Origin of the sequence: Bacillus yapensis (assembly GCF_005280205.1) — a bacterium.
Classification (GTDB): Bacteria; Bacillota; Bacilli; order Bacillales; family Cytobacillaceae; genus Robertmurraya; species Robertmurraya yapensis.
In genome coordinates, this window is the sequence record NZ_SUND01000009.1 from 20,477 (window position 1) to 40,607 (window position 20,131).

Genomic DNA, 20,131 nt, shown 5'->3' on the forward strand with positions numbered 1-20,131 from the left:
CTTTGTTCGTTTTTTGCGACATTATTTAATTGGTTTCTTAACAATAGCAAGTAATAATGCAGAAACGATGGCACCGATAATAATTGCTAGTAAATACATAAACCAACCTCCGTCAACAAGAGGAATAACGAATAATCCCCCATGTGGTGCACGAAGTCCAATTCCAAATAGCATGGATAAAGCACCAGCAACTGCTGAACCTGCCATCAGTGACGGAATGACACGAACAGGATCTGCCGCAGCAAATGGGATGGCCCCTTCTGTAATAAAGGATAATCCCATAATATAATTTACTTTTCCTGCTTCACGTTCTTGCTTATTGAAGCGATTTTTAAAGAATGTTGTAGCTAAAGCAATTCCTAATGGTGGTACCATTCCAGCTGCCATAATGGCTGCCATCGGTTCATACACTCCGTTTGCTAACAATCCTGTTCCAAATACATACGCAGCTTTGTTTACAGGACCACCCATATCAAATGACATCATTAATCCTAAAACAATTCCTAATAGGACTGCGTTCCCAGTACCTAGACTAGAAAGCCAATCTGAAATCGCTGTATTCAGTGCTCCAACTGGTTTGTTCACAACATAAAGCATAATAAATCCGGTTAAAGCAATTCCTAATAACGGATAGAGTAAGATTGTCTTAATTCCTTCAAGAGATGCAGGTAGGCCAGACAACAGCTTTTTTAAGCCTACGACTAAATAACCCGCAAGGAAACCAGCCACTAATCCACCAAGGAAGCCTGCTCCCCCATTTGCAGCAAGCAATCCACCTACCATACCAGCTGCAAATCCTGGACGATCAGCAATACTCATTGCGATAAATCCTGCTAAAATCGGAACCATTAAGCCAAACGCTGTTCCTCCACCGATCGTATTTAAAGCTTCAGCTATCGGATGATAGGTTGGGTCATCTGGATTTGAAGCGTTAATCCCAAATAAGAAGCTAATAGCAATCAAGATTCCTCCACCTACCACAAACGGTAGCATATTAGAAACACCGCTCATTAAATGCTTGTAGATGGTTGAGCCAATTCCTCTCGTTTCTTGTTTTGCATCGCTAGTAGAAGTCCCTTTTCCTTTAAAAATTGGAGCATCTTGCTTGAGCGCTCTGTCAATTAATTGCTGGGCTTTGCGAATTCCATCAGCAACTGGTGCTTCAATTACATGTTTCCCACTAAAACGATTCATTTCCACATTCGTATCAGCAGCCACAATAACTGCTACAGCGTTTTCAATTTCCTCTGCAGTTAATACGTTTTTCGCTCCACCTGAACCATTTGTTTCAACCTTAATCTCTACACCCATTTCCTGCGCCTTCTGTTTTAAAGAATCCGCTGCCATATAAGTGTGAGCAATTCCAGTCGGACAAGCTGTTACTGCTACAATAAAGTTTTTCTTCCCAGCCATAGATTGCTCTTCTGCTTCTTCCTCTTTATCATGACTGTCAATAATCTTAAGGACATCATCTTCTGTTTCAGCTTCTAAAAGTTGCTTGCGGACTTCTTCATTCATGAGGATCGTTGAAAGTCTTGAAAGTGCTTCTAAATGAGTATTATTGGCACCTTCTGTTGCAGCAATCATAAAAAACAAATGAGCTGGTTGTCCATCTAATGACTGATAATCTACGCCGGAAACGGAACGACCGAAAGCAATAGCTGCTTCTCGAACAGCTTTCGTCTTAGCATGCGGAATTGCAATTCCTTCTCCAATTCCCGTTGTGCTCTGACCCTCTCTTGCCAAAATCGCTTTTTTGAATTCCTCTATATCGGCTAGCTTATTTGCTTGCTGAAGTACATCAACAAGCTCATCAATTGCTTGATTTTTTCTATTTCCATTTATGGAAAGCTTAATGGTATCTTTAGTTAACAATTCGGTAATTCTCATATTTCGTTCCCCATTTCTTGTTCTATTTCGACTTGTGCTAAAACGTCTATTATCTTTTCCTTCGTACAAAGCCCCATTGAGAATGCGGTTGCACTTCCGCTTGCAACACTAAATCGAAATGCCTCTCTATAATCGTTAGTCTCTTGGTATTTAGCAATAAAACCCGCCACCATTGAATCTCCTGCACCAACAGAACTCTTTAGTTCCCCTTTAGGTGTATTCGAGATTAATGTGATGTCTTTATTAACAAATACAGCCCCTTTATCAGCCAACGAAACAATCACATTATCAGCACCCATTTGCACTAATTTTTTCGCATAAGGAATCGCTTGTTCAGCACTTGTTATTTCCACATCGAAAAATCCACCGAGTTCATGATGATTTGGTTTTATTAGGAAAGGATTATAAGAAAGGATCGTTTTCAGTAGATCCCCTTCCGCATCTACAATGCATTTTGCACCTGTTTGCTGACAAATTTCCGCTAATTGCTCATACGTATTACTTGGCATCGAGTTTGGAATACTTCCAGCTAGAACAAGAACATCCTCTCCGCTAAGCCCTCGAACTTGGTTTTTTAGTGATTCAAAATCATGCGCTGAGATAGTTGGACCCTTTGCATTTACTTCCGTTTCTTCAGTGGCACGTAACTTGACATTTATACGCGTGTCTTCATCGACTCTTACAAAATCAGTCTCAATTCCATTATTTTTTAAAAAGTCTTCAATATATGAACCAGTGAAGCCGCCAACAAATCCTAAAGCTTTACTAGTTACTCCAACTTGCTTGAGAACTTGTGAAACGTTTATTCCCTTTCCTCCAGGAAATTTCGATTCATTACTGGAACGATTTAAGCCTCCTAAAAGGACTTCTTCTAGTTCGACGATATAGTCTAAAGATGGATTTAACGTTACTGTGTAGATCATGCTGTCACAACCTTTATATCTGTTTTACCTGCATACTGATTTTTAATGTCAGATTCGAGGTCATTTGTAATTATAGTAGCTGTTTTAATGTCGGCAATTCTGGCAAAAGCAACCTCTGAAAACTTCGAATCATCGGCTAGAATAAAAGCCTCTCTAGATAAGGACATCGCTAATTGTTTTACAGCAGCCTCTTCTTGATCTGGAGTCGTATAGCCATATTGAGGATGAATTCCGTTAACACCCATGAAACACTTATCAAAACGATAATGTTCAAGGCTCGCTATCGCATCACGGCCAACAACCGCATTCGTTGAAGGTTTCACGAATCCTCCAATCAAATAAGTTTTTATATTTTTTTCAAGTAATAATGGAATGTGAGTGATTCCGTTCGTAACAACAACAATGTTTTCCGGTAGAAAAGGAATCATTTCTACAATTGTCGAACCTGCATCTAAATAAATAGATTCACCTTCTTCGATCAGACCAACTGCAAATTGAGCGATTTTTTGTTTTGCTTGATGGTTTTTGGAAGATTTCTCATTCATGGTTGGTTCCTGTAATTTACCTTGTAATTTAGATGCACCACCATGGACTCTTTTTAAGTATTCTTTTTTTTCAAGCACGGTTAAATCACGACGGATTGTAGATTCTGAAGAACTAGTTAACTCTACAAGCTCCTGAATTTTGACTGTATTTTTCTCCTTTAAGAGCTGTAGAATCTTCTCATGACGTTCAGTTTCTAGCAAATGGCACCGCCTCCTTTAAAGCGTTTTCATCTATTGTGTTTTTATCATACTTCAAAATATATTCAAAATCAATCAAAATCCTTCATTATTTTTCAAAAACGTTCAAAATCCGTCAAATTAATGAATGATTGTGTCTTTGCTGAAGGCATGGTAGCATGTATAAGGATTTATAAAGAATTGGAGAGAAAATACATGTCAAAAATAACAACCTTTTATCGTGAGTTTTTCATCATACTTCTTCTTGTAGTACTATTTTTTGGACTTTTCGGTACACTAAATGATCGTATTATTCAATTAATTACTGATTCAGCTAGTAACGAATTGATGGCGAAAAGTTTCTTCTATAAATCTTTATTTTTCATCCAAGCTCTTGGACTTTTAGGATTTATATTAATTGCTTATAAAAATGGACTGCCAATAAAAAGAAAAGTAAAGCGATTGCCTAAAAAGACCATTAACATCATCATTCTAATTTCATCTGCACTCATTTTGATTCCTTATGTTTTAATGTTATTTTAAACAAATGACTGCATAAATTTTAAGAACCCTCACAAACTAAAATGACCAAAAGTGAGGGGTGAGATAATGGAAGTAAAGCGTGTAAAGCAGATCTTATCATCTTCAGCCGATATTGAAGTGCAATATAACGGGGCATCTGTTTGGATAGACAAATTAAATGAAGATGGACAAACTGTAACTGTGCATTTACGTGGACCATTAGAAGAACGAACAACTGTTGATATCACTGAGTTAGAAGAAAAATGAGCATTTAGTAATAGGTTGAATTACACAGTTCCCTATGATAGAATAATTTTATTACATATGGTCGTTCTTACTCGAACACCGTCTCTTATTTTGCCGTTCCAATTGGAGCGGTTTTTTTCTTTCTTATTAATGAATAAAAAGGAGCCTTATTGTTTAAAATAAGACTCCTTTAAATCGTTTATCTTCCTACAAACATTTGAGTCCAATGGTTACCAGTTGCTTCGTGACCGACTCCAATGTGAGTAAAATCCTTGCTCATAATATTTTTTCTATGGCCTTCACTATTCATCCATGCTTGTACAACTTCTTGTGGCGTTCTTTGACCTTGGGCAATGTTTTCACCTGCAGATTTGTAAGTTACGCCAAAATCTCTCATCATATCAAATGGTGAACCATATGTTGGACTTGTATGCGAGAAATAATTTTTGGCCTGCATATCTTGCGATTTCTTTAGTGCTACTGAACTTAATTGAGCATCTGCCTTTAAAGCTGGAAGGCCACCTTTAGCTCTTTCTTGATTCGTTAAGTCAATGACCTGTTGAGCGTATTGACTAATATTGCCTCCTGCATTTTGTTGCTGTTGTTGTGCTGGTTGTTTCTGTGCAGGCTGTTGTTTTGCCGGTTGTTGTTGCGTTGGCTGCTGCTGCGCCGGTTGTTGTTGCGTTGGCGGTTGTTGTGCCGGTTGTTGAGCTTGTGGTTTTTGCACCTGTTGCTGAGCTTGTTGCTGTGCCTGTTGTCTTAATTGTGGTGTTAATTGTCCAAATCTTGCTTTTAGCTGTTGTTCAATTTGTTTTTGTAGCTCCGCAATTTGATTACCGTCAATTGGCGTGAATGAATATTTTGCATCTTCTATTACTACCGCTCTCGTATGCGGATAATTTTGACTCGACATATTAGTAAAGGAAGCAGAAATGTCTGGATTTTCATTTTTATTATTTCTTTCATTCCTTCTGTCATTATTGTCATTTATGACATTGTCCAGATTAAAGTTATCCCCATTTGTCCAATTTCGATCAAAGTATCCCCGATTGTTTCCATCATTTCGAACATTGAGGGTACCCGCTCGGTTATCATTTGATGGATCATACGCTGTATCATCCCCCACACCACATGCAGTAAGTCCGAGTAGTAACGCAGATGTAACTAGAACATTACGTGTTTTCCTTAACAATTCAAAACTCCTCCTTTAAGATATTCTAATTACGTACTTAGTTTTGATTATCACGAGGGAATATATAGATGGTAATTATCGTTGCAATTGGAAACGGTATTCCGTTCATGAATTATTCAAAGAAGGACAGAATATATTTAAGAATTGTGCCGAACTTACATAAAAGCTTGTCTTTGGTGCTTTAGTGATTATTAATGATTTCACTTAGCTTCCACGTAATTCTTGAAACAAATCTATCAAACTGGACACACTTTCGTTATGTATGTAAAGTTCTTTATCAATTCCAGTGCCTGTCAACCCTCTTTTGCAGGAAATACACGGATTAACTTGATTTTTTTTCCATTTGTTTTACATAAGAAAATTTGGCATTTCACTTTGTCCTGATGGTCTTAAAGAAGATATTTCAAAAAGTTCAATTTTTAAGAATTCCTGCAATGTAAAATCCTTCCTAAAATATGACAAAAAACGCATGCTACTATTTAGGTGCAAGCAAAACACGAATCTTTTTTAGGAGGAATACGAATGAAAAAGAAAATGATCTTACCTATTGCGGCCGCAGCTGGCCTACTATTTACTTCAACTGGAATCACGAACGCGGATGCCACTGAATTAGACACAAAAGTGGAAAAGAACGTCTATGTCTACCAATCTGGCAACTTCAACAAAGAACAAATAAATAGTTTTTTAGAGAAATATTTAAAAGACTTCAATATTAATTGGGATTTCTTAAACAAACAAGTACCTAGTATAGAAGCAACTCAACCAGAAAAACCAGCTAATAAGCCAGTTGAAGCTGAAAAGCCGGCTCAAGCTCAAAAGCCTGTGCAAACTGCACCAAAACCAACAACACCTGTACAGCAGGAAAAGTCAGCTACTCAAACACCTGCACCTGCTCCAACAGAGCAAACAGAAAATAATGCAACTTCCCAAGTAAGCGCATTTGAACAAAAGGTAGTTGATCTAACAAATCAGGAGCGCGCAAAACAAGGCCTTCCTGCCTTAAAATTAGACACTGAATTAAGCAAAGTAGCGAAAGCAAAATCTCAGGATATGAATTCAAAAGGCTATTTTAGCCATACGAGCCCAACTTACGGTTCTCCATTTGATATGATGAAGCAATTCGGTATTTCATATCGTTCTGCCGGGGAAAATATCGCGATGGGACAACAATCACCTGAAGAAGTAGTACAAGCGTGGATGAATAGTGAAGGACACCGCGCTAACATTCTAAATGGTTCTTACACACATATCGGAGTTGGATATGTAGAGAGTGGAAACTACTGGACACAAATGTTTATTGGTAAATAATATAAGCATACAAAAACCAGATCTCTTGATCTGGTTTCTTTGTATGCCTAAGACTATAGATTTAAGGAACGAAACGCTCTACTTATGACAGTTGGCACGACAGAGGTTTTTATGCTAGTTTTTTATCACACTGACCATCTGTTAATGTATAACTTTTGACATGATATCCTTTTTTTCGTAGGAAACGTATACTAATATTTTTTTCAAGAGGATTCGCAGCCACAACATGAATTTGTTTATCAGGAATTTCATGAAAATATCTATTTAAATATGCAACTGGGATATTAATGGTGGAATGAACAGAATCATTGTATGCTTGATTATAGTCTCTTACATCGACTACAATAAGCTCTTTCTCATCAATATCAAACAAGTGAATGCAACGTACCCCCCAAACTGGGAGATACCTCAAAAACATAAAAACTATTACGAGACCAGCTATTAATCCGAATATCGCCATTTCCTTCCCCATCCTGTACGCAAATGTAGTGCTCAGATAGAATTTATTCTACCCACATATTTGCGTAAGGTCAATTTAGACGTATTGTCTTTTTTAAAATTTTCACTTTATTCTTTCATGGCTCTACCCGTCATAAATTGAAGCCAGGCATGAACACCGATTTTGACTGTTTCTTGAACTGGAGAATCCTTCGTCGGGTCAAGACAAACAAAATCTATATGTTTAACATTTGCATGCTTTCCAATCTCTAATAAAATATCGAACAACTCCGCTGATGTCATTCCACCAGTTGTAGAAGCTGGAACACCTGGACCAAAAGCAATATCTAGAACATCCATATCGACCGTTACATAGATTCGGTCCACTTGACTTGATAAAAATGCAATCGATTCACGAATCGTATAGAGAATCCCTTTATTTCTTGCCTTTTTCAACGGAATCATTTGAATTTCATGTTCTTTAGCGTAATCGATCAAGAATTTTGCATTATAGTAACCATGTAAACCGATGTTAACGATATGATTTCCTTGAACCACATGACCGTCAATCAGTTGCCGAATAGGTGTCCCATTTGCTGGACCAAGTTCCTTTGGATCTCTTACATCGAGATGCGTATCCAACTGCAAAATTCCAATACTTTCTTGTGAATACTTCTGCTTTATCCCCCGTATGGCACAGGCTGTAACCGAATGGTCTCCCCCAATCATACAGGTAGTCGATTCGGGATACTTTTCTACCAAATATTTTGTCGCTGCTTCAATCCGTTGATGGGAGAGAAGAATGTCGGTCGTATGCATGCTCACATCCCCTGCATCTCCGACCTGTAAATTGGATAAATCGACGTCCTCCTCCAAATTATAGGTAGCATACTTCTTCCATAGTCGGCGAAATTCATCTGGGTATTGAGAGGCTCCCGAGACACTGATGGATGAACGGGAAATAGGAGCACCATAGAGAATGACATCTGGTTTTCCGTAACAATCCTTTAGCGGCTTCACCCACTGGTAAACAAACTCTACTTTATCCACAGTATTAGTCCATTGCCATTCTGGCGCTTGTAACCAATTTTCACTCACCTCGGTCCACCACCTGAATTCCTTTTTTCCATACAGCCTTTACGTGATTCACACCAAATAAATACTGAAGTTCGCGGTAATCCTTCACATTCCACATGACGATATCTGCTTGCTTGCCGACCTCAAGGGAGCCGACAAGATGTTCACACTTAATGGCACAAGCTGCATTAAAGGTCGCTGCAGTTAGTGCCTCTGCCGGCGTAAGTCTCATAGTAATGCAAGCTAGATTCATCACGAGTGGCATTGATGTCGTTGGTGAAGAACCTGGATTGCAGTCGGTTGAAATTGCAACTGGTACTCCAGCATCGATCATCTTTCTTCCTTCCGCTGCTTCCTCACGTAAATACAGGGCGGTCGCAGGTAAAAGGCACGCAATAACACCAGCCTCAGCCATTTTCTCAATACCTTCATCCGTCGCTTTTAACAAATGCTCTGCAGAAATCGCCCCTACCTGTGCCGCTAATTCTGCTCCACCGTATGCTTCAATCTCGTCAGCGTGAATTTTCGGAACCAATCCCCATTTCTTACCAGCCTCTAAAATTCTCTCTGACTGCTCAGGAGTAAAAACCCCTTTTTCACAAAAGACGTCATTGAAGACTGCGAGTTTTTCTTTTGCTATAATCGGGAGCCATTCATGAATGAGAGTGTCTACGTATTCATCTTCTTTGCCCTTGTATTCTGGCGGAACTGCATGAGCTCCCATAAAAGTTGGAATGAGATCGATTGGGTGCTGCTTCTGTAATTTCTTCATAACTCGTAGTTGTTTCAATTCGGTCTCTAAGTCCATTCCATAACCGCTTTTTCCTTCTACTGTTGTCACACCATGCTGTAAAAAAGAATCGAGTCGTATAAAAGTTTGTTCCATGATCTCGACCTCAGTCGCTTCACGTGTCATGCGAGTAGTAGCGTGAATTCCTCCACCTGCATTCATGATCTCCATGTATGTGGCTCCTTCAAGGCGCATTTCAAATTCTTTCTCTCTACTTCCCGCATAGACAACATGGGTATGTGGATCGATGAGTCCTGGTGTAACCAAATGATTGGAGGCATCAACTATTTCAGCCTCCTCTAAGCGGTCTGCAAAATCTTTCGCTAACTCTTGCGTGGTTCCAATTGCTTCAATCACACCTTTTTCAATCCAAAGGCTCCCGTCTTCAATGATGGCAAGATCAGACATCGCTTTGCCTATACGTGGACCTTTATGATTGGATGCAAGGGTGGTAAGCTGATTGGCATGGATAATCCAAATTGGCTTCGTCATTCAGCTGCACCTTCTTGGTTAAGCATCGGCATTTTGATCCCTTTTTCGATAACCGTTTTCTTAGCTAACTCATATCCGGCATCGGCATGGCGGACAACACCCATTCCAGGATCTGTTGTTAACACTCTTTCAATCCGTTCGGCCGCTTCCTTCGATCCATCTGCCACAATCACTACACCAGCATGCTGTGAATACCCCATTCCTACTCCACCACCGTGATGGACCGAAACCCAAGTAGCTCCACCTACTGCATTGATTAATGCATTTAAGATTGGCCAATCGGATACTACATCTGAACCATCCAGCATCGATTCGGTTTCCCGATTTGGCGAGGCGACAGAGCCTGAGTCAAGATGGTCACGACCGATGACAATTGGGGCTTTTAATTCGCCACTGGCGACCATATCATTAATGATTTTCCCGAATCGTGCTCGTTCTCCATAACCAAGCCAGCAAATGCGAGAAGGTAACCCTTGAAATTGAATCTTTTCTCTCGCCATTCGAATCCAATTACACAAATGTTCATTATCAGCGAATTCACGTAATAACGCTTCATCAGTTTTATAAATATCCTCTGGATCTCCTGATAAGGCAGCCCAACGGAACGGTCCTTTTCCCTCACAGAATTGTGGACGTATGAACGCAGGAACAAATCCTGGGAAAGCAAAAGCATCTTCTACTCCTTCATCCTTTGCCACTTGACGAATGTTGTTGCCGTAATCGAAGGTAATCGCACCTTTTTCCATCATTTCTAGCATTGCTTTTACATGAGTCGCGATCGAAGCCTTCGAACTATTTACATATTCCTCAGGCTTTAATTCTCTTAAACTAGTAGCTTCTGCAAGAGTCATATTAACTGGAATATAGCCATTTAACGGGTCATGTGCAGAGGTTTGATCGGTTAACACGTCTGGAATGAAACCTCGGCGCAGCATCTCAGGTAAAACTTCTGCCGCGTTTCCTAATAACCCAATTGAAAGTGCTCTTCCTTCACTCTTTGCCTCTTTTGCAAGTTGTAATGCTTCATCAAGCGATTTCGTTTTCACATCGGTATATCTTGTTTCAATTCGACGATCGATTCTCGATTCTTCCACTTCAATAGCAATACAAACACCACCATTCATCGTAACAGCAAGTGGTTGTGCACCACCCATTCCACCAAGACCAGCCGTTAATGTGATTGTATTTTTTAAAGTTCCTTTAAAATGTTGCTTTGCAAGCTCTGCAAAGGTTTCATATGTTCCTTGGACAATCCCTTGAGAACCAATATAAATCCAGCTTCCCGCTGTCATTTGCCCATACATCATTAAACCCTTTTTATCTAATTCGTGAAAGGTTTCCCAATTAGCATAGGCTGGGACAATATTGGAATTTGCAATCAATACTCTTGGTGCATTTTCATGCGTTCTAAAAATGGCAACAGGCTTTCCCGACTGAATCATTAATGTTTCGTCATTCTCAAGCTTCTTCAAGGATTCAACAATCGCCTCAAAGCTTTCCCAGTTTCTTGCGGCCTTTCCGATTCCACCGTATACGACCAAATCCTCTGGACGTTCTGCCACGTCTGGATCCAAGTTGTTCATGAGCATACGTAAGGCTGCTTCCTGCTGCCAACCCTTCGTATTTAACTGTGTTCCTCTGTAACGAACTACTTTATTAGTTGTTTTATTCATTTTCATACCCTCCTAGGTTTCAAAAAATCTTGTATTCCGTCACATTTCGACTTCAAAACTCACTTTTTTTTTCGTTGGTGAAAACTCGGTTTTCAACCAGCCAGTTGCTTCTTCAATATCCTTAGAAAAAACTCGATCCTTTTCGATATAAGGAACTATTTTTCTCCCCGCTTCAAAAATCTCTCTTGTAGTTGGAGCCATTTTTTCCTTTCCACGAATTTCGGCTGCTTGCATCGCACAAATAAACTCAATCGCTAATACCCGTCTTGTATTTTGAATGATTTGATAGGCATGCCTTGAACCAATCGTTCCCATACTCACATGGTCCTCTTGATTGGCGGATGAGGGAATAGAATCGACGCTTGCTGGATGAGCTAACGTTTTATTTTCTGAAACAAGTGAAGCTGCACAATATTGCATGATCATCGCGCCTGATTGCAGCCCCGGCTCTGCACTTAAAAACGGAGGCAAATCATTTAACTGAGGATTGACGAGCCTTTCAATCCTTCTTTCTGATATATTAGCAAGCTCTGCGATTGCGATTCCAAGAAAGTCCATCGCAAAAGCGATTGGTTGCCCATGAAAATTCCCTCCGGAAATCACTTTTTTCCCACCGTCAAAAATAAGTGGATTATCCGTTGCTGCATTCATTTCGATTTCCAGCTTTTCCTTTACGTATTTCAATGTCTGCCAAGTTGCCCCATGAACTTGAGGAATACAACGCAAGGAATAAGCATCCTGTACTCTGATTTCCCCTTGCTTTGTAATCAGCTTACTTCCTTCTAGAAGCTCCCTCATTCTTTGGGCTACAGCAATTTGTTCAGGATAACCTCGAGCAATATGAACATCCTCATCAAAAGCATCGATAATTCCCTCTAGTCCCTCCATCGTAATCGCTGCAATATTTTCAGATTGATAGGCAAGCTTTTCAGCCTCAAGATAGGCGATAACCCCCATCGCTGTCATCGCTTGTGTCCCATTTATTAAAGCGAGACCCTCTTTGGCAGTTAATGTAATGGGAAAAATGCCTTCCTGCGACATTGCCTCTAGTGCCTCAACTCTTTTTCCTTTGTAAAATACTTCTCCTTCACCAAGAAGAGGTAAGACTAAGTGTGACAGTGGAGCTAAATCACCACTTGCTCCAAGTGACCCCTGTTGTGGAACAATCGGATGAATGTCTTTATTCACAAACTCAAGCAATCTCTCAATCACGACTTTTCGAACTCCTGAATAGCCCTTTAATAAAGCATTCGCCCTAAGTACAAGCATGGCTCTCGATACAAGTTCAGGAAAAGGGTCCCCGACTCCACATGCATGGGAGTGAATTAAGTTCAGTTGTAGCTCCTCTACATTTTCAGGGTTGATAAGCACATCACTAAATTTCCCAAAACCTGTCGTGATGCCGTATACCACTCTGTTTTCCTGAACAATTTGTTCAACTGCTTTACGGCTCTCCTCTACCTTCTTCCACGATTCTGGCGATGCTGATACCATTTCTCCTTCAAATAGAATTCTTTTCATTTCATCTAATGTAAGTGAATTTCCTGTTAATACCACCATATGTTCACCTGCTTTCTTTGTAGTCCTTTACCCAAGTAAAGCAACAATAACAAAGGGGGCTATACTACAGAAATCAATAATTGATTTCAATAGTACAGCCCCCTAGTATCTAATCGCTCTGGGCAAAAGTTATTTAATTAATTTGTTACGTGAAACTAGATGGCTCAAATATGATTGATTCCGAGCCCTAATGTTTCATGCTCTAATCCTCTAACTGGTGCACCGATTGTTCCATATATTGCAACAGCCAACCATTCACCTTCTACTTCTTCCTCGTATGGATTGCCACGAACTACGGCAAATCGTAGTCCCACTGTTCTCATCACAGAACCTAACTGCATTTGGCCACGGGTGATACCATGAAGTGCTTCCATAATGGCATGATATAAAGCATGGCTTTCTCGATACAAGTTCTCTTGAATAATACCTTGCTGTTTGGCTGCAACCTCAATCGCTGCGACAACCTTTTGTGAATCCATCGAACCTACTTTTCCCAAACAGGTTTTCCAGTTCAGTTGCTTCGTGATCTTCTCTAACTCATGAGTTTCTTCCATCAACAGTAGCAATGTAGCATGACGTCCTATTCGATGTTCCTTCTTCAAAGTCATTGACCATCACTCACAATTTCTCATATTCACTAATGTCTAATATCTATTTTTAGAATATGGGAAGTATTCTTATATGTCAATCGAAATAACAACAGGTGGTTACCTTTAATATTAACCATTAAAATGGATGAACTCTTTAGTTTAAAAAAATACCTTAATTATTATAATGATTGTTTTCACGATCCATTTTTGTACAAGTACTCATAGTTAAATATCCTTTTACATACAATGTACAAGTTATAATAATGATGCGGAGTCGTGGTTACTATGAGTATGAGCCTTTTGTTCGGCTATATCGTTCTAGGCTTCACACTTGCTGCCCCAATTGGTCCAGTTAACTCTGCACGTTTGGATAAGGGGATTAAGCATGGATTTTGGCATGCATGGTTAGTGGGAATAGGGTCCATGCTTGCAGATGGGATATTTATGCTCATGGTCTATCTAGGAACGGTTCATTTCTTGGAAATCCCAATTGTACAGGTTTTTCTTTGGCTTTTTGGAGGCTTTGTTCTTATCTATTCAGGGATAGAGAGTATAATAGGAGCAAGTTCCATAACATTGACTGATAGCAGAGGAAAAGACAGTTTGTTCAAATGTTTTATTACTGGATTCATGATGTCGATTACAAGTCCTTTATCTATTTTATTTTGGCTCGGTATTTATGGTTCGGTTTTAGCCAAAACCGCCCAAATTAATGGTCCAGAATCTTTATTGATTTACAGTAGTATGATCTTTTTAGGCTTAACTGTTTGGGACATCCTTATTGCATCGCTTTCCACTGGTTTCCGGAAGTTTTTGAACAAACAAAGCTTGACTGTCATATCCATTCTTTCAGGATTATCACTTATAGGATTTGGTTTATACTTTACTTTTCAAGGATTAATAGCTGTATTTTAGAGGTCTATTATTACATAAGAGGACTGCTTATCCTCAGTCCTCTTAATACTCTATTCCTTTTTCTCTTTGTCCTCAATTTTGTCGTTCATGGCCCTAAAGATTTGGGAATTCATACTGCCTTGAACAATATTTTCTAAAAAAAATTCCCCGATTAATTTTATATACTTCTCATCATCAAACATTTTCTTATTTTGTAGTTCCATTTCTGCAAGACCTTCGTATGTTACTAAAAAAGCATATGTATAATCCTGACCTGTTATTGGTGTGAGGATTTCAATATGATGATTATATTCCTCGTTTCGATACTTTTTTATCTTCTTTGCACATTCTATCGCTTCTTTAAATTTTTCCTGTTTGACCTCGAAAGTTTGGTATACAAAAATAGACATTTTCTTCACTCCCTATAATATTAGACAACCATAAAATTATTATTTTCCAATAAAGTATCTTTATTCCAAAGGCATGGGCAATTGCGGATATATATGGGTATTTATCACGGACAAACACAAATGTACACAAGAAAAATATAATGAATTCGAACTTCCAATTTAATAAAAAGATCCGAGGTGATAAACGTTGTTTTATCATATTAAAGAACTACAATATAATGCTAAACCAGAAAGACCCGACCCCATTTTCGCTAACCAGTTACAGGAGGTATTAGGTGGTCAATTTGGAGAAATCTCTGTGGCACTACAATATTTTTTTCAAGGTTGGAATGTAAGAGGCAATGGAAAATATAAAGACTTGTTAATGGACACAGGGGCAGAAGAATTAGCTCACATTGAAATGCTTGCCACTATGATCGCTCGTCTTCTTGACGGAGCACCTGTTGGAGATTTAGAAAAGGCCGCTAAGGATCCCGTAATTGGAGCGATTCTTGGTGGGATGAATCCTCAGCATGCGATCGTTTCTGGACTCGGAGCTATGCCAGCTGATAGTATGGGAAATCGCTGGACAGCAAGTTATATTATTGCAAGTGGAAACTTACTCGCTGACTTTAGAGCTAATCTTAATGCTGAATCACAAGGTCGTCTGCAAGCTGTTAGGCTTTATGAAGCAACAACTGATCGCGGTGTAAAAGATATGCTATCATGGCTTATCGCTCGTGATCGCATGCACCAAAACCAATGGATAGCAGCCATTAAAGAACTTGAGGCTCAAGAAAACATTGTAGTTCCAAGTACCTTTCCAAAAGAGTTAGAAATACAAGAAGCTTCATATACGCTTTTTAATTTTTCAAGAGGTAATGAAAGTGCAACAGGCAGATGGGCTAGCGGTCCAAGTATGGACAAATTAGGAACATTTAATTATGTTGAAAATCCCGTTCCATTTGCAAAAGTACCTAAATTGAATCCTGCCCCACCTTATATACACAATACACTTCCTTCTGTACTTAAGGGGAACAAAAGAATGTTACCACCACATGTGAACTAATAAAACATACAACCCCGACCATACGGGGTTTCATGTTTTATTCTTAAAATGCATAACCATTAGGACAATTAAAACAAGAACCACAAATAAGACACTTACAAAAAATCCAGGTCGACTTGAATCTTCTATGACAGTTCCACTAACCGCTAGTAAAATCAAACCCATACCAATAAAGCGTTTTAGATGGTCAAAACCTGTAGCTTCAATGATTTTTGGAAAAGACGCTAAGATAAACATCCAATTATATAAAAGCATCAATCCCGCACCAGTAGTGATGTATTCATATACACTGTCCGGCATTAAAAACGATAAAATAATCGATGCAATGATCCCGCATATGGTTAAGCCTAAGGCATAAGGTGGTACCTTCAGCCAACCTTTTTTCGAAAATAACTTCGGTGCATCCCCATCCTCCGATAAAGTGACGACCATGCTGGTTACCGCAAATAACGAGGCAGCCATTGTAGAAAAACCAGCGATAATGATTGCTCCATTAAAGAAATGAGGAAAAAAATCGATATTGTATTTCTGGAGCGCACTGACAAAAGGACTTTCTTCAGAGGAAAACTTATCTATTGACACGAGGCCCGTCGCTAACACCATGGAAATAAGATAAATGGCAGTTAGTATGAAAAGCATATAAGCCCCCGATTTTCGTGCATCTTCCTTTTTTCGTAATCGAGGTGTCATGATTCCCATGATTTCTATTCCTCCGAAAGCATAAAAGCCATAAATAAGAGAGGACCACAGCCCCATCATCCCATTTGGAAAAAATTCATTCATTTTATTGGGTACGTTAAAATCTTTACTGCTTCCACCAAACAAACCAAATAGAACAGCAACAGCTAGAACAATGAACATCAAAATAGCAGCGACTTTGATAATGGCAAAAATGTTTTGCGCGCGTTCAAACCCTTTTGTGCCAATCACCACTACAAGAATACCTAAGATTGCATAGCCTGAAGCAAAGATCCAAAGGGGAACATTCGGGAACCAAAATCGAGATAGTATCGATAGAGCCGTTAATTGGCTACCCGTTATCAACATCTCTGAAAACCAATATACCCAACCACTACTAAATCCCGCCCATTTCCCAAAAGCTTTTTTTGCATAAGAGCGAAATGATCCTTTTTGCGGGTCTTTTGCTGCCATCTTCATTAATGCATCTGAAACAATTAAGGTCCCAATAGCTGCTAGGATAAAGGAAACAAGTATAGAGGTTCCTGCCATTTTGATCCCAATGCCAGAACCAAGAAAATAGCCAGTCCCTATAATACAGCCAACCCCAATTAGGGAAAGCTGCCACCATGCTAATTTATTCTCTTTCTTCTTTCCTCCCCGGTCCCCTGCCGATGCTGGAATTTCCACGAAGGCACTCCTCCTTTTCTATCCTAAGAATGAAGCCAAGATTCTCGCTGGTTCTGATGAATGGATTTCTTGTAGATAATCTGCCACCCTTTGTTGATAGTGTAAGAGAGCTTTTTTTTCTTGAAGAAGAGCAAAAAGATGCTCAAACGGCTTGTCTTTAGTTAATAAAAACACTACTCCTAATTTCTGAAGTTCAAGTAGGTTAATCTTCTCTTGTCCAGGTAAGGAATGGTAAATAAAGATGGGCTTTCTTTTTGAAAGACATTCGCTTATTGTTACTCCTCCAGGCTTTGTAATGACAGCGTCAATCTCATCATATAAGTTATTCATTTTTTCCATGCAATCGATATATGGAAATGGAACAAGCTCTTCCATTTGAAGTGAGACAAGCTTCTCCAATAATTTCTTGTTCTTTCCGCATAATATATAAAATTTGACCTTTAAAGGGGAAGCACTATCTTTGAACTGATCGATTAATTCTTCGATCGCTCCGACTCCCAGATTTCCTCCTGTAATAAGGACATTGTAGTTATCTCGCACCTTAGAGCGGCATGTTAAATCATTCTTTCTGATTTTCGTATGTACGGGAATGCCTGTTACAAAAATGCATTCTTCTCGAACACCTTTTTCCTTTAAATATCCCTTCATGGATGATGAAGGGACAAAATGATATTCTATATTTTTAGTTCCCCATAAACGGTGCACGAAATAGTCGGTGTAAACATTGACAACTGGAATATTTAATCCATCCCTTTCCTTCAGATGATTAAGCATATAGGCAGGGAGTGAATGGGTACAAACAATCAAATCGGGCTCACTTTCCTTTAAGAGCCTTTTTATGAAAGGCATGAAAAGGAGTTCATATAAGCGATAACGCTTGTCTTCCTGATTATTTTTAATGACCACTTTGCGATAGACAAAATTATAGGTTTTTGGAAAAAGCTTAATCCATTTTAAATAGACACTTGAAATTAGTTTTTCAATATTCCCGTAGCTATAAGCCAAAATATCAACTTTTTCACAATTAATATGGGGATGAATTTTCTTGAGCCCATCGATTAATGTATTAGCTACTTGATGATGGCCAGAAGGAATTTGTAGAAACGGCATAAAAAGTACAGTTTTTGTTGACTGTTCCATAGTTCACCTCTGGAAGTTATCTTTTTGTCCGTATATTTGAGATAATTTGTCCTTTGACATGAACAAATAGATGGGACTTTCAACCTTCAATATTTGATTCACGCTCGTCCCTTTATTGGAGAGAAGGCCAATTGGGAGAAAACTTAATTTCTTATACCATTTATAAAAAGGATTCATAATGTCAATGATTTCAAAACCCAATCTTTCGGTCCCTTTACTTAATGAAGTAATCCCAACTATGCCTTTTATATCCGAAGTTTTATGATGATTTCGAATAAAGTTTTCAACTCCTGGAAGGGAGTTTTGAACATATCGGTATATCAACTTCGCCTTTTTTAGCTCGCTTTTAATGTCCTTAACCTCCATTAATAAACGAATATTATGAAGATGAATTTTCACTAACGTATCGTTTTTGAGAATTTGAGTCCCATCAGACAATGTAATATTTCTTCCTTTATATTTTGTCAGCCGAATTCTGAAAATATTATCCCCATTCGTTGTTACATATGTAAGTCGTGAGCAAAAATAATAAAATGGATCGCATATTTTCCAAATTGAAAGAATCTGATTTCTCATTCTTTCTGTCTCTCCTTTAAAAACAATCCTTTTTGATAGTTTTTAATTTCTGGCTGTTTTCTATCCTCAATTTATTTATAAAAAAACGGACGCATAAAACAAAAAAAAGATGGATTTTGCAATCCATCTCTACCATAGAATCTCAGTTATTTTTCCACTAAAGAGGTTCGTATCAATATTACAAGCCTCCCCATCGATTCCGTATTGCCATCCTCCTACAAGAGAATTTTCTGGAGCTTCTGGTTCATAGGCTGGGGCATTGGATTCAGTAGTGATACCTGTATGAGGAGAAGCTGTCCAAATATATATGCCTTCGAGAATATTTTTATCGGCTCCCGCTGCTTCTTCAAAAGCAGTTGTTAATTCATTTCCTGCTTCAAAAACACCATAAATTCCTGGCTTATAATTCGAGTTAGCTACTATTTCATACCAACCTTTAATAAACTCTGAGTCGACAGGATAGCTTGGCTCAATATCAGCAAAAATAGGCACACCAGCTGGCACTCCTAACTCTTCAGCCTTTTTAACAGCTTGTTCTGCTTCACTTTTACCATTCTCATAGCCTGTTGCATCCGTAAAATGATTCCATATCGGCAGAATTAATATATTGTTCGAATGAAGAAGTCCAGCTTCATCAGTTGTGATTCCAGATGAAACTCCTTCCTTCTCACCTAAATATCGTCCCCATACCTTTGGCTCCCCATAATTTTCTCTTACACAGGAAAGCATCTCTGAATCAGTGCTACTGGCAGAATCGACACCCCAAACGACTTCATCGTCATTTGAGGGATCATTCTCCTTTGCATTTGTATTTCCATTCTGGTCCTCAGGCTTTTCCTCTTGACCATTATTAGAAGTTTCTTGAGTATTTTCCTGACTTGCGTTTGCGTTTTGGCCTTCAATATTGTTTCCAATATCATTGGTGACATTAACATTTACATTAACTTCAATATTATTGGAAACATTATTGTCTACTGTGTTATTTGCTCCGTTTGTCACACTATTGTTGATTGTGTTAGTTACTTCTGCATTTTCTCCGTTTATGTTATTTTCCACATTGTTCGTGACTGTGCCATCACCATTTTCCGCATTTTCTACAGTCTCACTACCATCTGCAGAAACTTTTCCTGTTACTGGTTCAGATGAATTAGATTTTACAAGTGAGAAAGAAAATATGGTAACGACAACTACGAAAAATGCTGTGACAAATAAAGGTATTAATTTACCTTTTTCCATATCATGCCCTCCTTGTCTCTTTTCTTTGACATTCTA

General features: G+C 38.8%; 20 protein-coding genes. 5 read left to right on the forward strand and 15 right to left on the reverse strand.

Features of this window, described 5'->3' with window-relative positions:
* Positions 1–21: 21 nt before the first annotated feature.
* The 3 genes from FAR12_RS11875 to FAR12_RS11885 are packed head-to-tail and all read right to left on the reverse strand — an operon-like array spanning position 22 to position 3,559.
* Positions 22–1,890 carry a PTS fructose transporter subunit IIABC gene (locus FAR12_RS11875; protein WP_126408889.1) on the reverse strand — a complete coding sequence of 623 codons (1,869 nt, stop codon included), beginning with the start codon at positions 1,888–1,890 and terminating at the stop codon, positions 22–24.
* Complete coding sequence (pfkB, locus tag FAR12_RS11880) at positions 1,887–2,813, reverse strand: 1-phosphofructokinase (RefSeq protein WP_126408890.1); 927 nt, start codon at positions 2,811–2,813, stop codon at positions 1,887–1,889. The genes FAR12_RS11875 and pfkB overlap by 4 nt, the downstream gene beginning before the upstream one ends.
* Complete coding sequence (locus FAR12_RS11885; RefSeq protein WP_126408891.1) at positions 2,810–3,559, reverse strand: DeoR/GlpR family DNA-binding transcription regulator; 750 nt, start codon at positions 3,557–3,559, stop codon at positions 2,810–2,812. Before FAR12_RS11885 ends, pfkB begins: the two co-directional genes overlap by 4 nt.
* A 192-nt stretch (positions 3,560–3,751) precedes the next feature.
* Here FAR12_RS11885 and FAR12_RS11890 point away from each other — a divergent pair, with 192 nt between their 5' ends.
* Complete coding sequence (locus FAR12_RS11890; protein WP_126408892.1) at positions 3,752–4,078, forward strand: hypothetical protein; 327 nt, start codon at positions 3,752–3,754, stop codon at positions 4,076–4,078.
* 66 nt (positions 4,079–4,144) lie between these two features.
* Positions 4,145–4,324 (forward strand): H-type small acid-soluble spore protein, encoded by a 180-nt coding sequence (locus tag FAR12_RS11895; RefSeq protein ID WP_126408893.1) that lies wholly within the window; start codon positions 4,145–4,147, stop codon positions 4,322–4,324.
* A 178-nt stretch (positions 4,325–4,502) separates the two neighbouring features.
* Here the strand turns inward: FAR12_RS11895 and FAR12_RS11900 are convergent, their stop codons facing one another.
* Positions 4,503–5,495, reverse strand: coding sequence for a CAP domain-containing protein (locus FAR12_RS11900; protein WP_425456170.1), 993 nt, complete (start codon positions 5,493–5,495; stop codon positions 4,503–4,505).
* 522 nt (positions 5,496–6,017) lie between these two features.
* Between FAR12_RS11900 and FAR12_RS11905 the strand changes: the two genes are divergently transcribed.
* Entirely contained in the window at positions 6,018–6,803 is a 786-nt protein-coding gene (locus FAR12_RS11905) for a CAP domain-containing protein (RefSeq protein WP_126408894.1), read from the forward strand.
* A gap of 109 nt (positions 6,804–6,912) precedes the next feature.
* Here the strand turns inward: FAR12_RS11905 and FAR12_RS11910 are convergent, their stop codons facing one another.
* From FAR12_RS11910 to hutP, 6 genes are all read right to left on the reverse strand, one after another.
* On the reverse strand, positions 6,913–7,263 hold the full coding sequence (locus FAR12_RS11910; protein WP_126408895.1) for a rhodanese-like domain-containing protein: 351 nt from the start codon (positions 7,261–7,263) through the stop codon (positions 6,913–6,915).
* Positions 7,264–7,370: 107 nt separating this feature from the next.
* Positions 7,371–8,339: an agmatinase family protein gene (locus FAR12_RS11915; RefSeq protein ID WP_126408896.1), complete on the reverse strand. Its 969-nt coding sequence runs from the start codon at positions 8,337–8,339 to the stop codon at positions 7,371–7,373.
* The gene (hutI, locus tag FAR12_RS11920; protein WP_126408897.1) at positions 8,332–9,600 is read right to left on the reverse strand and encodes an imidazolonepropionase; all 1,269 of its coding nucleotides are present in this window, start codon (positions 9,598–9,600) and stop codon (positions 8,332–8,334) included. The genes FAR12_RS11915 and hutI overlap by 8 nt, the downstream gene beginning before the upstream one ends.
* Positions 9,597–11,279 carry a urocanate hydratase gene (gene hutU, locus FAR12_RS11925; RefSeq protein WP_425456172.1) on the reverse strand — a complete coding sequence of 561 codons (1,683 nt, stop codon included), beginning with the start codon at positions 11,277–11,279 and terminating at the stop codon, positions 9,597–9,599. The genes hutI and hutU overlap by 4 nt, the downstream gene beginning before the upstream one ends.
* 33 nt (positions 11,280–11,312) lie before the next feature.
* Entirely contained in the window at positions 11,313–12,833 is a 1,521-nt protein-coding gene (gene hutH / locus FAR12_RS11930; RefSeq protein ID WP_126408899.1) for a histidine ammonia-lyase, read from the reverse strand.
* A 164-nt stretch (positions 12,834–12,997) separates the two neighbouring features.
* Positions 12,998–13,441: a histidine utilization transcription antiterminator HutP gene (gene hutP, locus FAR12_RS11935; protein WP_126408900.1), complete on the reverse strand. Its 444-nt coding sequence runs from the start codon at positions 13,439–13,441 to the stop codon at positions 12,998–13,000.
* A gap of 267 nt (positions 13,442–13,708) precedes the next feature.
* Between hutP and FAR12_RS11940 the strand changes: the two genes are divergently transcribed.
* Positions 13,709–14,338, forward strand: a complete 630-nt coding sequence (locus FAR12_RS11940) for a LysE family transporter (RefSeq protein WP_126408901.1) — start codon at positions 13,709–13,711, stop codon at positions 14,336–14,338.
* A 50-nt stretch (positions 14,339–14,388) separates the two neighbouring features.
* On the opposite strand, the gene FAR12_RS11945 is transcribed toward FAR12_RS11940, so the two are convergent.
* Positions 14,389–14,727 (reverse strand): hypothetical protein, encoded by a 339-nt coding sequence (locus FAR12_RS11945; RefSeq protein WP_126408902.1) that lies wholly within the window; start codon positions 14,725–14,727, stop codon positions 14,389–14,391.
* Positions 14,728–14,914: 187 nt separating this feature from the next.
* On the opposite strand from FAR12_RS11945, the gene FAR12_RS11950 reads away from it, so the two are divergent.
* Positions 14,915–15,775, forward strand: coding sequence for a manganese catalase (locus FAR12_RS11950; RefSeq protein ID WP_126408903.1), 861 nt, complete (start codon positions 14,915–14,917; stop codon positions 15,773–15,775).
* 30 nt (positions 15,776–15,805) lie between these two features.
* Here FAR12_RS11950 and FAR12_RS11955 read toward each other — a convergent pair whose 3' ends face one another.
* The 4 genes from FAR12_RS11955 to FAR12_RS11970 form a co-directional block, all read right to left on the reverse strand.
* Positions 15,806–17,143 carry an amino acid permease gene (locus FAR12_RS11955; protein WP_126408904.1) on the reverse strand — a complete coding sequence of 446 codons (1,338 nt, stop codon included), beginning with the start codon at positions 17,141–17,143 and terminating at the stop codon, positions 15,806–15,808.
* Between the two features lie 18 nt (positions 17,144–17,161).
* Positions 17,162–18,283 carry an MGDG synthase family glycosyltransferase gene (locus tag FAR12_RS11960; RefSeq protein WP_126408905.1) on the reverse strand — a complete coding sequence of 374 codons (1,122 nt, stop codon included), beginning with the start codon at positions 18,281–18,283 and terminating at the stop codon, positions 17,162–17,164.
* Between the two features lie 3 nt (positions 18,284–18,286).
* Complete coding sequence (locus tag FAR12_RS11965) at positions 18,287–18,859, reverse strand: YkoP family protein (RefSeq protein WP_126408906.1); 573 nt, start codon at positions 18,857–18,859, stop codon at positions 18,287–18,289.
* Positions 18,860–18,988: 129 nt separating this feature from the next.
* Complete coding sequence (locus tag FAR12_RS11970; protein ID WP_126408907.1) at positions 18,989–20,095, reverse strand: glycoside hydrolase domain-containing protein; 1,107 nt, start codon at positions 20,093–20,095, stop codon at positions 18,989–18,991.
* Between the last annotated feature and the right edge of the window lie 36 nt (positions 20,096–20,131).

Bases quoted from the DNA above. Each gene is read 5' to 3' on its own strand.
- hutP (WP_126408900.1), bottom strand. From the start codon at position 13,441: ATGACTTTGAAGAAGGAACATCGAATAGGACGTCATGCTACATTGCTA.
- FAR12_RS11905 (WP_126408894.1), top strand. From the start codon at position 6,018: ATGAAAAAGAAAATGATCTTACCTATTGCGGCCGCAGCTGGCCTACTA.
- FAR12_RS11890 (WP_126408892.1), top strand. From the start codon at position 3,752: ATGTCAAAAATAACAACCTTTTATCGTGAGTTTTTCATCATACTTCTT.
- hutH (WP_126408899.1), bottom strand. From the start codon at position 12,833: ATGGTGGTATTAACAGGAAATTCACTTACATTAGATGAAATGAAAAGA.
- pfkB (WP_126408890.1), bottom strand. From the start codon at position 2,813: ATGATCTACACAGTAACGTTAAATCCATCTTTAGACTATATCGTCGAA.
- hutI (WP_126408897.1), bottom strand. From the start codon at position 9,600: ATGACGAAGCCAATTTGGATTATCCATGCCAATCAGCTTACCACCCTT.
- FAR12_RS11895 (WP_126408893.1), top strand. From the start codon at position 4,145: ATGGAAGTAAAGCGTGTAAAGCAGATCTTATCATCTTCAGCCGATATT.
- FAR12_RS11970 (WP_126408907.1), bottom strand. From the start codon at position 20,095: ATGGAAAAAGGTAAATTAATACCTTTATTTGTCACAGCATTTTTCGTA.
- FAR12_RS11910 (WP_126408895.1), bottom strand. From the start codon at position 7,263: ATGGCGATATTCGGATTAATAGCTGGTCTCGTAATAGTTTTTATGTTT.
- FAR12_RS11965 (WP_126408906.1), bottom strand. From the start codon at position 18,859: ATGAGAAATCAGATTCTTTCAATTTGGAAAATATGCGATCCATTTTAT.
- FAR12_RS11945 (WP_126408902.1), bottom strand. From the start codon at position 14,727: ATGTCTATTTTTGTATACCAAACTTTCGAGGTCAAACAGGAAAAATTT.
- FAR12_RS11875 (WP_126408889.1), bottom strand. From the start codon at position 1,890: ATGAGAATTACCGAATTGTTAACTAAAGATACCATTAAGCTTTCCATA.
- hutU (WP_425456172.1), bottom strand. From the start codon at position 11,279: ATGAAAATGAATAAAACAACTAATAAAGTAGTTCGTTACAGAGGAACA.
- FAR12_RS11960 (WP_126408905.1), bottom strand. From the start codon at position 18,283: ATGGAACAGTCAACAAAAACTGTACTTTTTATGCCGTTTCTACAAATT.
- FAR12_RS11940 (WP_126408901.1), top strand. From the start codon at position 13,709: ATGAGTATGAGCCTTTTGTTCGGCTATATCGTTCTAGGCTTCACACTT.